At 37.3% G+C, this 13,768-nt stretch carries 12 protein-coding genes; 3 read left to right on the forward strand and 9 right to left on the reverse strand.

Annotated features, from left to right (window positions below):
- Positions 1-3: 3 nt before the first annotated feature.
- The 3 genes from EPA86_RS08145 to EPA86_RS08155 all read right to left on the reverse strand — a co-directional run bounded on the left by EPA86_RS08145 (position 4) and on the right by EPA86_RS08155 (position 3,531).
- The gene (locus tag EPA86_RS08145) at positions 4-1,341 is read right to left on the reverse strand and encodes an N-acetylmuramoyl-L-alanine amidase (protein WP_140602941.1); all 1,338 of its coding nucleotides are present in this window, start codon (positions 1,339-1,341) and stop codon (positions 4-6) included.
- An 89-nt stretch (positions 1,342-1,430) separates the two neighbouring features.
- Entirely contained in the window at positions 1,431-1,928 is a 498-nt protein-coding gene (gene tsaE / locus EPA86_RS08150; RefSeq protein ID WP_140602942.1) for a tRNA (adenosine(37)-N6)-threonylcarbamoyltransferase complex ATPase subunit type 1 TsaE, read from the reverse strand.
- A 28-nt stretch (positions 1,929-1,956) separates the two neighbouring features.
- Positions 1,957-3,531 carry an NAD(P)H-hydrate dehydratase gene (locus EPA86_RS08155; protein WP_140602943.1) on the reverse strand — a complete coding sequence of 525 codons (1,575 nt, stop codon included), beginning with the start codon at positions 3,529-3,531 and terminating at the stop codon, positions 1,957-1,959.
- A 38-nt stretch (positions 3,532-3,569) separates the two neighbouring features.
- Between EPA86_RS08155 and queG the strand changes: the two genes are divergently transcribed.
- Entirely contained in the window at positions 3,570-4,772 is a 1,203-nt protein-coding gene (gene queG, locus EPA86_RS08160) for a tRNA epoxyqueuosine(34) reductase QueG (RefSeq protein ID WP_140602944.1), read from the forward strand.
- Between the two features lie 19 nt (positions 4,773-4,791).
- On the opposite strand, the gene EPA86_RS18340 is transcribed toward queG, so the two are convergent.
- From EPA86_RS18340 to EPA86_RS08175, 3 genes are all read right to left on the reverse strand, one after another.
- Positions 4,792-5,307 carry a hypothetical protein gene (locus tag EPA86_RS18340; RefSeq protein ID WP_246058312.1) on the reverse strand — a complete coding sequence of 172 codons (516 nt, stop codon included), beginning with the start codon at positions 5,305-5,307 and terminating at the stop codon, positions 4,792-4,794.
- An 84-nt stretch (positions 5,308-5,391) separates the two neighbouring features.
- Complete coding sequence (locus EPA86_RS08170) at positions 5,392-8,310, reverse strand: hypothetical protein (protein WP_140602945.1); 2,919 nt, start codon at positions 8,308-8,310, stop codon at positions 5,392-5,394.
- Between the two features lie 78 nt (positions 8,311-8,388).
- On the reverse strand, positions 8,389-8,874 hold the full coding sequence (locus EPA86_RS08175) for a DUF4442 domain-containing protein (protein ID WP_140602946.1): 486 nt from the start codon (positions 8,872-8,874) through the stop codon (positions 8,389-8,391).
- A gap of 395 nt (positions 8,875-9,269) precedes the next feature.
- Between EPA86_RS08175 and EPA86_RS08180 the strand changes: the two genes are divergently transcribed.
- Positions 9,270-9,488, forward strand: a complete 219-nt coding sequence (locus EPA86_RS08180; protein ID WP_140602947.1) for a hypothetical protein — start codon at positions 9,270-9,272, stop codon at positions 9,486-9,488.
- 38 nt (positions 9,489-9,526) lie between these two features.
- Here the strand turns inward: EPA86_RS08180 and EPA86_RS08185 are convergent, their stop codons facing one another.
- On the reverse strand, positions 9,527-9,988 hold the full coding sequence (locus EPA86_RS08185; protein ID WP_140602948.1) for a 2-thiouracil desulfurase family protein: 462 nt from the start codon (positions 9,986-9,988) through the stop codon (positions 9,527-9,529).
- Between the two features lie 32 nt (positions 9,989-10,020).
- Positions 10,021-10,323, reverse strand: a complete 303-nt coding sequence (locus EPA86_RS08190) for a DUF3630 family protein (protein ID WP_140602949.1) — start codon at positions 10,321-10,323, stop codon at positions 10,021-10,023.
- A 272-nt stretch (positions 10,324-10,595) separates the two neighbouring features.
- On the opposite strand from EPA86_RS08190, the gene EPA86_RS08195 reads away from it, so the two are divergent.
- On the forward strand, positions 10,596-10,895 hold the full coding sequence (locus tag EPA86_RS08195; protein WP_140602950.1) for a c-type cytochrome: 300 nt from the start codon (positions 10,596-10,598) through the stop codon (positions 10,893-10,895).
- Positions 10,896-10,994: 99 nt separating this feature from the next.
- Here the strand turns inward: EPA86_RS08195 and prsT are convergent, their stop codons facing one another.
- Entirely contained in the window at positions 10,995-13,739 is a 2,745-nt protein-coding gene (gene prsT / locus EPA86_RS08200) for an XrtA/PEP-CTERM system TPR-repeat protein PrsT (protein WP_140602951.1), read from the reverse strand.
- Positions 13,740-13,768 lie beyond the last annotated feature (29 nt).

The following is a 13,768-nucleotide window of genomic DNA, read 5'->3' on the forward strand; positions in this document are numbered from 1 at the left end:
AGGTTATCCTGCTCGAGGAATTTTTAAAGTTTGCCCAATTCTCAGAGCATTATTTTTCAGGTTATTGACTGTTTTGATTTTTGATACTGAAGTATTGTAACGCTGTGCTAGCACCGATAACGACTCACCGCTTCGAACTTTATGTTTTTTATAACCAACACTAGCAAAATATGAACCTGCTAGTGGATAAGCCATAAAATAGTCTTTAATTCCGGTGTGGATAGCAGCAGCTAACCTTTGTTGATGTTTACCCCAAGTTAGGTTTTTTTCTTCTTTGTGATTAGAAATAAAACCAGTCTCTACCAATATAGAAGGAATGTCTGAAGACTTTAATACCGCAAAGTTCCCGTTTTGTGGCGTTTTCTTATGCATTTTTGTTATTTTTTTTAATTCTCTTACAACTTTATTCGCCACGCCAAAACTTACACCAAGAGAATGCTCTTTACTCATATCCGCTAAAGCTAGTGCTAAGTGACTATCTGCCGTGCTTTTAATTACACCACCGCCGCCACCTAATAACTCGGACTTTTCTTCTCGTTTCAGTAGCCATTTTGCTAATTCTGATTCGGCACGCTTTTTAGTCACCACCCATACCGATGCACCATGAGGGCCAGGTGTTCTAAACGCATCAGCATGAATTGACACTAAAAAATCAACATTACGTTCACGAGCCAAACTGGTACGTCTATTCAGGTTTACATAGTAATCACCTGAGCGGATCATTACTGCTTTCATGCCTTTTTCATTGTTTATTAATTTTTGCAGTTTTTTAGCAATGGCTAAAGTAACACGCTTTTCATAAGTGCCTTTATTGCCAATAGAACCCGGATCTTCACCACCATGACCAGCATCAATACCAATTATAATGTCATGATGATCTTCCTTCGGTTGTGAGGCTACTTTTTTGGCTCTATCTTTATCATATAAATCAATAACTAATCTATTACCATACTGACCAGCAGGTGATAACGGAAATACCGTTAACTGATATGATTTTTCAAGTTCAAGAACAAGCCGAGTGGTGCCTGTTTTCTTTGAGGTGCTTGTTCTAAATCGTTTTACTCGCGGATCATTGGCAGCAAGTTTTTTCAAAGAAACAGTATTTTTTGTTCCTTTGAAATCGATCACTAAACGATTAGGGTTTGATAAAGTGAAATATTTATAATCTGGCTTGTTTTTTACATCAAAAACAATACGGGTATTTTCAGGTGCTGGCCATACACGAATACCGTCAATACTATTGGCAGCTTGTGCTTGAAAGGACAATATAGATTGACCGACAACAATACTGCAAAGTATCAACAACCATACTCTAGTTGATTGTGTTAACCTTTGAAACATCAATTTTATACCCTAATACTACTCACTCTCATTGAGCTTAACATGGCTTTTTATAAAGATAAAAACTCATTAAAAACTTTATTAGCATATTACTGTTCAACCTGTGCATGCAATGACAATAGAAGTTGCTCTGCAAATGCAGACTCTGCAATAAATGTAATAACGCGTTGTTCACCCTGATAAGCCATGTTAATGGTTAAATCTTGTTTAGCCAAGAGCCCTGCTCCCTTTTCTGGCCATTCGATAAAACAACAACAATCTTGATTAAAGTAATCACGAATACCCATATACTCTAACTCTTCAGGTTCAGATAAACGATATAAATCAAAATGAAAGACTCGCCATGGAGGTAATTCATAGGGTTCAACTAAGGTGTATGTAGGACTTTTAACATTTCCTTTATGCCCCATTGCCCTAACAAAACCACGCGTTAATGTCGTTTTACCTGCACCTAAATCACCATTTAAATAAACGACTAAACCTTTAGGACCATTTTCATCAACCATGATTTGCAGTACTTTGGCTAGCTTATGACCTATTTCAACGGTTGCTTCTTCATCTACAAGTAAATATTCAAGTTCTTTCATTTATGGCGTCTACTTTTATTCTTAACAATCATTCATTAACAAGTTGTTGAATTTCTACAAATAAATCACTGGCTAGCATGCCACGTTGCCCATGCTTTTTCGCAATATTATCTGCAGCCCTGCCATGAAGATAACTTGCTATACAGGTCGCATAAAAATTATCTTCAATTTGCATACTCAAAGCGCCAATGATACCACTTAACACATCGCCCATGCCACCTGAGGCCATTCCTGGATTTCCCGTAGTATTTATTACCACGTTTTCTCCATCAGAAATAAGTGTTCCCGCTCCTTTTAATAAGCAAATACCGCCGTATTTCTTAGCAATCTGTTTCACCGCACTAAAGCGATCTTTCTCTATCTCGGCAACGTCACACCTTAATAGAACTGAGGCTTCTTTAGGGTGCGGCGTTAATATTGCACTGTCAATATGTTGAGCGTTTTTTGGCATACTAGCGAGCAAATGTAAGGCATCAGCATCGATAACCAATGGTTTATTATTATTATTACAATCATCTAACACGAGTTTGCATAGTGCCATCGCCCAGTCATCTTGACCTAATCCTGGGCCTATTAAACATGCTTTTACCTTTGATAATTGCTTAGCTTTCGTTAATTGCTCAGCATTATTTGCCGCTATAATTAGTTCCGCACGACCTGAAAAAACTAAAGCAGAATTTTGATGGTGACAACACACTGAAAGCAAACCGGCACCTGACCTTAATGCCGCTTCACTTGCTAAACGAATGGCTCCTGGCATACCTACATTACCCCCTACAGCGAGTAGTAAACCAATATTGCCTTTATGACTAGTGTTTAATCTGCGAGGTAAATAAGATTTCGTTAATTTTTGCTTTGTGGAAATGGCTTGAATACTATGTTTACTGGCGACTTGCCCTTTAAATGCACCACCTAAGGTCAACTCCGCTAAAGTTATTACACCGACAAAATTCCCAGCTTGTCCCGTAAATAGGCCTTGTTTAAGCACTATGAAAGTCACGCAATGATCTGCAATCACAGCTTGCTCAGCTAGTTCATCACCCGAAACTGAGCCTGTAGTTGCACATAAGCCAGAAGGCACATCAATACTTAATACGGACGCTGAACTATGATTTATAGCCGAAATAATCGGTCTTAAAGTATTGGGTAATTCCCCATGAAAGCCAATACCAAATATAGCATCAACAATAACATCACCTTGAAAGGATTGAATAGTATCAGCAGTGTTTTGGTTACTCGTATCAAGCGAATAAGGCACAACAGCTTGCTTCATTAGCTCAAACGCCCGTAGTGCATCACCTGACAACGCCTGTTCATCACACAACAAGATAACCTTAACTGTTATACCTGATTGTTTTGCCAGCTTTGCAACAATAAAACCATCTCCACCATTATTGCCTTTACCACACACCACTAAAATATGCTTTACAGTAGGCCAACTCAACATTAACTGTTTAAATGCAGCCTCTCCTGCTTTACACATTAGTGAAAACATTTCGATGCCTTGATGCTGCGCAACCTTCGCTTCATTTTCTAACACTTGTTTTGCGCTATAAACTGAAGTTAAACAATCTCGGTGTGATAGACTTAGCGATAATTTCATGATTTATACTCATTTATGGTCTGTTAGCCATTAACATTATGACGACATCTTCTATTAACTATCTAGAATTAGCAGAAAAAATCAAGTGCTGGGGTAAAGAGTTAGGTTTCTCACAGCTTGGTATTACGGATATTGACTTATCTTCCCACGAAGAAGCCTTAAAGCGTTGGCTAGCAAATGGTTATCATGGAAATATGGATTATATGGCCAAGCATGGTTTAATGCGGGCTAGACCAGCAGAGTTAGTGCCGGGCACAACAAGGGTTATTTGCGTTCGTCTTGACTACTTACCGCAAGATGCTCAGTTTGCCAAAACACTTAAAGATAAAAATGCTGCCTATGTGAGTCGCTACGCGCTCGGTCGAGATTATCACAAATTAATGCGTAAACGATTACAGCAATTAGGTAAGAAAATATCTACTCATTGTGAAGCTTTCAATTGCCGCCCTTTTGTTGATTCTGCCCCAGTGCTTGAAAGGCCGCTTGCTGAAAAGGCAGGTTTAGGCTGGGTTGGTAAACATACATTACTACTAAATAAAGAAGCAGGTTCATGGTTCTTCTTAGGCGAATTGTTTATTGATATCCCCTTACCCATAACGCAAATAGACAGTGATCTCGATAAAGAAAGCACCAATAAAAAAACAGCAGAAAAGTCTGGCTGTGGTGCCTGCGTCGCCTGTATAAAAATATGTCCCACTAACGCAATAGTTGAGCCGTATGTTGTTGATGCTAAACGTTGTATATCCTATTTCACCATTGAATCACCAGATCCGATCCCTGTAGAACTTAGACCATTAATGGGTAACCGCATTTACGGTTGCGATGATTGTCAGTTAATCTGCCCGTGGAACAAATACGCAAAACTGACACCTGAGCAAGACTTTCAAGCACGCCATCAACTCGATAATGTCTCTTTGTTAACCCTATTTAGCTGGACGGAAGAAGACTTTCTGTCAAAGTTAGAAGGCTCCCCCATAAGACGAATTGGTTATGATAGTTGGTTAAGGAACATTGCTGTTGCTCTAGGCAATGCACCTTATAGTCAAACAATAGTGAATACGCTGATAGAGAAAAAAGGTGCGGTAAATGATTTAGTTGCTGAGCATATTGACTGGGCATTAACTCAGCAAGAACATAAAAAAGGGCTAGAGCAGGCTCAGATTGAAAAACAACAAGTTAATCATCGATTAACGAATCGTTTAATTCGTTCCATCGAAAAAGGCTTAACTAGAGACGCATAAGCTGACAATGACTATTCGACTATTTAGCTTGCTCGCTTAACACGAGATCAGCTTGTAGCTCTTCTACTTTTTGCTGTAATTCGAGCGTTTTTCGAATGGCTTCATTCTTTTCTTCAGTACTCTTTTTTTCACGCTCCTTCGAGGCTTGTAGCTGTTTCTTTGTCGTCTCTAATGTTGCAAGTAGATTCTGAATATCTTTATTTTGTTCAAACTTTTGATCTTCTCGTGCATTGCTATAATCGTCATCCGCACTATTTAGTGCTTCTCTTGATTTAAAAGATAGAAAGGCAAATGCCAAACGAAACATTAAAATTAAACAAGCAATGAAAAAAACCAACATATACTGATTTTCTTCAATGGCAGAAATTGCTGCGCTTCCTCTAGCCCAAAAATCGCCAGACGCTTGTATATAAGCGCTGATAATTTGATTATGCCATGCTAGCCAAGTAACAATATAAATAATAATAAAGCTAGGGCCAGGTCGCTGGTTTTCGGTAAACACCAACAAGCTTCGGAGTGTTTTTTGACTGAACATGAACTTCCATTTCAACAGGGTGACAATAAAAAGGCTCATTATAGAGCCAAAAAAATAAAAATAAATAGCTGCTAGATAGAACCGTTAAGTATTCACCACAAGTTGTTGAGCACTATGCATAATGCTATTTATTGCTTGCTTGGTTTTTGATAGTAACTTAGTTATTAAAGTCGGTTTGACTGTTTTTAAATCACTCGCAATTAGCTGGTTCCAATGTTCGCATAAATGCTGTAATTCAAGTGAAGCCAAGATTTTAGCATTTACCATCAATTCATCAACTGAGGCCTGTGCTTGTTCCATATCTTGCTTAGCCATCGCTTCACTTAGCGTAGAGAAATAGCGTTGATTATCTCCTAGGTATTCATCTAACATATAAAAAGCTAACTCAGCTGAGCCTTGATGATGAATATAACGATTCAAATCAAAGACATTCGCCTTAAGGTGTTCAGATGAACAATCGTCTGCCACTTTAATTGAGTCTGCCTTTTCAGCAAATTTCGCCTTATTTGTTGGTCTTTCATTGATGTTTTGATTTGCAACTTTTTTAGAATTTTTAGTGACTTTTTCTCGCTTAAACCATGGCATCAATAACTCAGACAAAGTTTCAACGGAAATATCTCGATTAATAGTTTCAACCAACCATTCTTTGGGCCAATTTTTTTGCGTGACTTTGTTACCCGATAAGCTCAACAATGCCCTGGTAGCCGAAATCGTTTGCAAACTTTTATTAATACTTTGTAATGGAGCTAGGTCAAATTCTGTTATCACAATACTAAAACAGCCCGACTGCCAATATTGCTGTAAATGCTCTACTTGTGTCACCACGTGTACATGGCAGCCCAACCAATGTAGCTGTGCATACAAATTGATGTAATCTTGCGGATTTTTAGATGCCAACAGCACTTCAACTACTGAGACAACTCGTTTATGTAGAGGCTGCGTATGCTTTGACAAAAATAGCGAGGTTAATGATTTACCATCAAATAGCTGGGCTATACTTTTTTCCTCAATAGTGGCTGTTTTTGCTGCACGGGTCTTTTTATTAATCCTGCTGGATTCTTTTACAGGAGCTAGAGGAAATGCAAAGCTGAATTGATAACCCGATTCAGTCAACATAATTGTGGTATCAGAGCCATGCATTTTATCTAGTAAATAATTAAAGGCATAGGGAAGCATGTCTGCCTCCGTTAAATTGTCAGTTCCTTGTAGTGCTTTCAAGCTCTGAGGCAACACTGTACTTTTTGTTTTACTCGCTATATTGGCCGTTACCTGAATTCGCTGCTGAGCAAAGTTTTTGTCTTTTAGCTGCAACAATATTTCAATACGATTTTGCATTTGATCTTTGCTAATCAACTGCATAAAGCAGTGAAGTAACTGAGCAAACAGGCTAATATCAAGCTTAACTTCTGCAGCAATATTTTCATTTACTTTTACAGCCAGCGTATGATTATTTTCAGCTAAATCGGGCCAATAATTTAGTAACACCGCATATATTTCAGATAATATGGAAATATCTTTCAATGCAAGTGTAGTTTCTTCTAGTTTTAAATTGTTTGTTAGTTGCCACAAGCCAATGCGCTGATACAGAGCAGGCAACTTGTAATTATGAGGTTGACCTACTTGGACAGAAAAATATCCTCTAGCGTGTTCAATTGCCTTTTGTAAATATTGATATTTGCGTTGGAGTGCATAGCCTTGTTGCTGAGAAAGGAGCTGCTGCTTTTCTTCTGTTAACGTCGCAGACGCTTTTAATTCATTAACTAGCGTTGATTGCTCAGCCAACTGAATGATGACTTTGTCATGCAATTTAACTAGCTCATTATATTCAACGGCATGCTTACCTTTCTCTGCACCTTCTCGAACAATAGATAATAATTGTTCTTCTTCGTATGTCAGTTCATCATTAGCTATTTCCACACTATGTGAGTTATTAACTTGCTGACAATAGTCTATAAGTTGTTGCATTCTGACTTTAATGGCATCAGACAACACGTAACAAAAATACATCAGCAGTAAAAACAAACCACCGGTAACTAACAATAAAACATTAAAAAATGTAGATTTATTTAACTGGGGAAATAACTGATGCATCCAACGTTCAAAAAGGCTCATTACAGAGGGCGTACTGGCGACTTCTGGCGTCTCTGTCACCATCAATTCTGTTATTAATTGCTGAACATGCGAGTTTTGCTGATTTATTATTTGATAATACTGCTGTGCTAATCTTAAATACCCCTGCCATTTAGCTAAACTATTACCTTGACCAATAAGCAATTGTTCAAAACTAATAAGCATCTCCTGATATGGTTCAGTAAATTTTATTCGCATTACCTCAACTATTTTTTGCTGCAACGCTTGACGAGTATTAATAAACTCTTGCAAAGGTGAGTAAAACCCAAGTTTAATAAAGGTTGGTAAACTCAATTGTAATTGTTGATTAAAAGCAGCAACAACTTGTCTTTGCTGCTTTGATGCAGGTAATAAGTAACTAGGATCTTTAACGAGCAGTAATGCGTTAATACTCTTAATAATATCTTGTTTTAATTGTTGATTTCTCTGCTGAACCTTTTGCAACCTATCAAGTAGTCTCGTGCCTTCTTGATAGCTCTTTTGCCAACGTGAGTAATTTGCTTGATGTTCAGAAGTAAAGCTCATTAATTGCGTATTATTTTCAAGAAGCTTGCCATGCTCTTTTACCACATCATCTAGTTGGTTAAATGCAACAATATCACTTAAGCCTTGCTGTTGATGATGTACTAGTTGAATTTGTGTGATTAAAGATTTCGTTGGCGAAATGTGGTTATCAACAAGCTCGGCAACATATTTCTCTTGAGAAAGTGACTGTGAAAACAGTAGGAAAAAGGCGAGGGCTACAATAGCAATGATGAACAGTATTTTACGATGAAAAAGCTCATTAAATGTTTGCCCATGGCTTAATTCCATTTCATTTTGAACTAACTCTGAGGATTTATGGTTTATCTGAGCTTCATTGTTATTATTCATAACTTAGTTATTGCTTATATTATTCATTCCCTTAAATATAGTCTAACTTAATTAACTCATTCATCACATGATAAATCATTATCTTTTAGTAACCCATGCCCAATCCATCTCACACTCAATGGGCTCCTCACCTGATTCGTCTGTAATTACCACTGAAACAAGCATGTCGCCTTTATCTTGCGCTTTAATCTGCTCATGTTGCTCTGCAGTCAATGTTGCCGTTGCCGTTAATGCACCTTGCATTCTTCGGTTAAAGTTAAGTTTCATCGACTTCAACAAAGGTAACTGACGACTTGGCAAGTTGATACCAAACACAATACCTGAAGCAGATTCAGCCAGTAATGCAGCTGCCACAGCATGCACTCCACCAATATGATTTTGTACTCGCTTTTTATTAGCGAGCTTAATAACCACGTTATCATGCGAAATTTCTCTAATATCAATTCCCGTAGTATTGGCATATTTCACTTGCGAGCAAAATAGCTTAGTAAGTAACCAAGGTTTAATAAACTCTGGGGAAAACTTATTAATTTTATTTACCATACGGCTCAATTGATTTGGCATAACAACTCTCATCTTATCGTTTTTCTTCATTGTGAACTCAACTGGTCAGACCTTCAAGTATTTTTTACGGTAGATTGTATTAACTATTTCGGTTAAGACTACACTTATAGATAAAAATTACATGCTTATTTATTGATAATATCGCCTATATAGTAATCAATATTATCTAGTTAAGGAGAATTGGTTATTCGCAAAGCTCTTTTGATTCTGTTGATCTGCAATATTATTTTTGCTTCTCGTATCGCAAAGATATATGCAAATGATGAAAGAATTGTCATCGCAGCAGGTATCTGTTGTCCTGTAAATTGCAAGCCCAAAGGGCCTTATCAGGGGTATATGGTTAACGCTGCTAAATACTAGCCATAAATAGAATTGACGTACTCATTGAGGCTGACATGATCTTTTGGAACATGGCTAAACCGCTCGGCTTCAATGTTAAAGTAAAATATGCTGGTCAACTAGACATAGCGACGAAAGCATACATCGCTTTCTCCCCTGCGAATAAAAACTCGCAACGATACAGGAAAATTTTATCAGAAGGCATAATTAAGCTGCGCAAATCAGGTGAGTTACACCAAATTATCTCTCGATATAACATACAAGACTGGAAATAATTAAAAAAGATTCGCATCATCTTCCATAGAAGTTAACGTTACTTAGACTCCATCACCTCTATCAACTCTTCGATATTTTTCTCTGAATAAACTCTGATCCCATTGTCTGATAACAGCTGGGCACACACTCCTTGCCCTTTAATTTTAATCTGTTCAAACTTTCCATTGTGGATTTTTTGACTACCACAAGAAGGACTTGATTCTTTTAACAATGCGTAGCGAATATTATGCTGCTGACACAAGGAGAGCGCCTGATTTGCTCCTTGTTCAAATGCCGCAGTAACATCAACTCCATCACGTGTGAGCACTCTATTACTGTCCTGCTGTATCTCTGCTGGAGCCCTCGGAGTGCTTAAGCCACCTGCAACCTCTGGACAAATGGCAACTAAGCGACCTTCAGCCAACCATCGCTCAAACACCCTATTATTGAGTAAATTATCTTTCCCGTCATAACGAACTTTTTCACCCAAAAAGCAACGACTAATTAATATTTTTTCCAAAACAGTGCCTTTGTCCTTTAACAGCGCTACATTTAAATAAATTGCACTCTCAAATGCTTTAACACATTCTCAAGTGCTGCTTCACTTGCGGCATCCGTACTTTCAAGCCAGCACGATTGACTATAGCAATCAAAATGAATCATCAACTGCTCTTTATTTTGCCAAATGACACGAAGACTTTCTCTATCTGCACCAACAATTTTTTCTTGTAAGTCAAATGCTGTATCAGTGTTTATTAACCGTTCACTCAATGTTTCAATGTCTTCTTGATACCAATATTCACTAAATTGAATAACAATACTATTACCAATAAGTGAAATATTCTCAATCTCCATATGTATGCCTTTCCAACGTTAAAAAATTAAATTTCGCTCTGTATTTGATTATAACAAGCTATGCTTACTATCCCTATATAAGCCGTTATCTAATGACCTAATAAAAAATAAAGTCATTACTCTAAGTAAAGTTTGATATTAATCATTTGTATTAGAAAAAAACAAGGACATATCAATTTATTTCTCATATACTCGAGTTAGTATTATTAACTTTATGGCGCTGAATAATTTGCACCATAAATGCCTGAAATCAACAAAAGAGAGTGATAACTATGAAAAAACTTGTGCTTGCTGTTGCAGCAACTCTAGTTATGGCTTCTCCAGCTTATGCTGGTGATGCTGCTGAAGGAAAGAAAAAGGCTGGTATGTGTGCGGCTTGCCACGGTACTGACGGTATCTCAATGGTTCCTATGTATCCTAACCTTAAAGGTCAAAAAGAAGCTTACTTAGCTAAGCAACTTAAAGACTTTAAATCTGGTAAGCGTAACGATCCAACCATGAAACCTATGGTTATGGCTCTTAGTGATGCTGACATCGCTAACTTAGCTGCGTTCTATGCAAACTTAAAATAGTTACATTTTAAGTTTATAAAAAAACCACTCAATTGAGTGGTTTTTTATTTTCTGTTTAGCTATCTCAATTTCAAAGATATAGCCAATACATCTGCCCAATTACAACTGATTTGATAATTGAGTTTTTCTTTCATTTTGAGCAGCTGTTTTAGTCGTAATCTTTTTAATGATCTTTCTAGCTTCACTTTGACGGCTATTAGCAATTAATATTTCGGCATAATTAAGTTCGATATCAACATCTTTACCTTTAGCTAACTCGCTGGCTCGGCTTGATTGTGATAATGCCCCTGTTAGATCACCTTTTTTCAATAATACTTTTGCGTAGGTATCTACAACATTAGGAATTGACTCCCCTGACTTAATTGCGGCTTTGGCATGGAACAACGCCTTGTCCACCTCACCTTGTTCTAAATATAACCATGCCAGATTATTATTCACTAGCACATTATTAGGTTGTGCTTTAATAATATCCGCATAAACATCAAGCGCTTTGTCATTGTTATCACCTAAATATAAATTAGCTAATAATGCTTTGATCCTTACGTCATCAGGGTTTGCTTTTAAATAAGTCACTAAGTGGTTTTGAGCTTTATTTTTTTCATTATTCCCCATATAAGCCGCTGCTAAATAAATAGCATTTTGACTATTTGTATAAGCTTTATAGAAGTTCTCCATTTTTGGAACCGCTTGTACAAACTTTCCTTCTAACATGAGGATTCTACCTAGCAATCCTTGTTTAAGGTTATCATCAACATCTCGCACTGCAATAGTTTGATATAGCTCTTTCGCTGGCTGTAGTTGCTTACTATTTAGCAGCAACTGCATTTTCAAGAGTTGCAAAATTACATTATCAGGGTGGCTATCAAAACCTCGTTTAATAACACTTAATGCTCGCTCAAAATTTCTCTGATTTGCATAGTAATCTGCTAATAATATGACAGGCTCTAAATGATATGGACTTTGCTTCATCCATTGCTCAAGTGTTGATTGTACTCTACCCTGCTCTTGCAGCTGTTTATACGTCAATACCAATACTTGCCAAAAACGTTTAGGTAATTGTTTGTCATTTTCAAAATTAACTAGAACATTTTGAGCTTTTTTAATTTCATTTAACGAAAGTAAAGCTTCACTATATAAGAGTGCTTTTTGTAAGTCAGTTGGCTTAGCCTGATACGCTTCAGCAAGTTTTGACAATGCCTGTTCGTTCTTATAAACACCAAAGTAATGTCGTAATACTTTATTATGTTGAGGGTATAAACTAATTAAGTTATCAGCGCGTTGCTTACTTAACTCATCATTTTGCTGAAGACGAGCAATGCGAAGTTGTTCAGTAAGCGCAAATAAGTTATTGCTTTCTTTTTCAAGACTTTGTTCAAGTAACTGCTCTGCTTTACTAAAATCTTGTTGCTTAATATGTACACTTGCCATTAAGTTGAAACCACCCGCTTTTTCTGGGTATTTTTCTTGCCACTTGTTCGCAATATTCTTGGCTTGTTCAACATCGTTGGCTTGTAATGAAGCATAAGCTAGCGCTAACTCAGCTTCGACAAATTCAGGGTTTATTTTTACCGCATCTTTCAAATCCTGCATACCTGAAGGATCATTCATCATAAGCTTCAAAATGCCTTGGCGAGCATTTTGATTAGCATCGCCTGTTGGTTGTGCTTGACTCTGTACTAATAGCTTTTTCGCTTCTTCAGTCGCGCCTAATTCTAGTAATTTAAAACTCAATGAAGATAAAAACTGTGCATCAGCCTCTTTTTCGCCATTAAAGTCACCTAAAGTCGCACTTATTTCATCAACCAAGCCCAACTCTAATTGACTTACAGCTAACATTCTCCTGCCTTGATGCTCAGCAGGCAAATACTTAACAATACTATTTAAATGGTAATAACATTGCTCCCAGTTATTCAAGTAAAAAGCACTTGCACCTGCCACAAGTTTTAAACTAAATTGGTTAAAATTATTGGATAAGGCTCTCTCCGCTAATTCACTAGCAACTTTATAATCTTGTTCCTCAAAACGAACCATGGCTTTTATATAAAGAGCAAAAGGCTGATTAGCCACCTTTGCCAAAATAGTGTCGGCAAGTTTTTCTGCCTCTTCACTTTCACCCGCTTTGAGCAAACTATCAGCCAACAAAAGCTGTACTACACCAGAGCGTGGCTGTTGCTGTATGTAACGCTTATAACTCTCACTCGCTAATGAGTAATCTTTCATTACGGTAGCAATTTGACCTTGAAGCATTAGCGCATCAGGTTGATTTTCATCTATAGTTAACACTCTTTTCACTAATAAATCAGCTTGCTCGTTTTCATTCTCCGCTAGTTGCAAATAGGCTTGGGCAAGTAAACTATATTGCCCTTGCTCAGTTAATGATTGTGCTGAGGCGACAGTTTCTTTAGCTAACTCGATGTTTTCACTACGTAGTGCAGCTAACGTTTTATAGGCCAGAAAATGGCTATGCTGTTCTTTGTCAAGACTGTTTGCTTCAGTTGAAAGTGCAATAACGTCATCATCAGCCTCAGTTAAGATTAAAGCTCTTGCTAGTAATGGTATTAGCTCTTTTCCTTGATATTTTAATGATTTTGCTCTGGAAAGTTCTTTCTCTGCTGCAACACCATCACCAAGCTCTAGGTAAACTTTACCTAATAAAAATCTTGCTTCAGCATTTTTTACATCAATACGAATGGCATTTTTTAGCGCAATGATACTTTCATTAACTTTATTTTCCGCAAGGTAGCTCTTTGCACTAGTTAAATGGCTATCTACTGTTTCTTTTTCACTGCATGCTGATAGTGCGAGTAAAACACTCAAGCATATCGTCGCCTTCACAAATTTCATGTTTCTTCCTTAATAACGTCTTTTTGGCC

This window comes from Litorilituus lipolyticus (genome assembly GCF_006439335.1).
In the GTDB taxonomy this organism is placed as follows: domain Bacteria; phylum Pseudomonadota; class Gammaproteobacteria; order Enterobacterales; family Alteromonadaceae; genus Colwellia; species Colwellia lipolytica.

What these genes read in the sequence shown, in the direction of transcription:
- EPA86_RS08145 (WP_140602941.1), bottom strand. Translation starts at nt 1,341, where the DNA reads ATGTTTCAAAGGTTAACACAATCAACTAGAGTATGGTTGTTGATACTT.
- EPA86_RS08195 (WP_140602950.1), top strand. Translation starts at nt 10,596, where the DNA reads ATGAAAAAACTTGTGCTTGCTGTTGCAGCAACTCTAGTTATGGCTTCT.
- prsT (WP_140602951.1), bottom strand. Translation starts at nt 13,739, where the DNA reads ATGAAATTTGTGAAGGCGACGATATGCTTGAGTGTTTTACTCGCACTA.
- EPA86_RS08190 (WP_140602949.1), bottom strand. Translation starts at nt 10,323, where the DNA reads ATGGAGATTGAGAATATTTCACTTATTGGTAATAGTATTGTTATTCAA.
- EPA86_RS08175 (WP_140602946.1), bottom strand. Translation starts at nt 8,874, where the DNA reads ATGCCAAATCAATTGAGCCGTATGGTAAATAAAATTAATAAGTTTTCC.
- queG (WP_140602944.1), top strand. Translation starts at nt 3,570, where the DNA reads ATGACGACATCTTCTATTAACTATCTAGAATTAGCAGAAAAAATCAAG.
- EPA86_RS18340 (WP_246058312.1), bottom strand. Translation starts at nt 5,307, where the DNA reads ATGTTCAGTCAAAAAACACTCCGAAGCTTGTTGGTGTTTACCGAAAAC.
- EPA86_RS08180 (WP_140602947.1), top strand. Translation starts at nt 9,270, where the DNA reads ATGATCTTTTGGAACATGGCTAAACCGCTCGGCTTCAATGTTAAAGTA.
- EPA86_RS08155 (WP_140602943.1), bottom strand. Translation starts at nt 3,531, where the DNA reads ATGAAATTATCGCTAAGTCTATCACACCGAGATTGTTTAACTTCAGTT.
- EPA86_RS08170 (WP_140602945.1), bottom strand. Translation starts at nt 8,310, where the DNA reads ATGAATAATAACAATGAAGCTCAGATAAACCATAAATCCTCAGAGTTA.
- tsaE (WP_140602942.1), bottom strand. Translation starts at nt 1,928, where the DNA reads ATGAAAGAACTTGAATATTTACTTGTAGATGAAGAAGCAACCGTTGAA.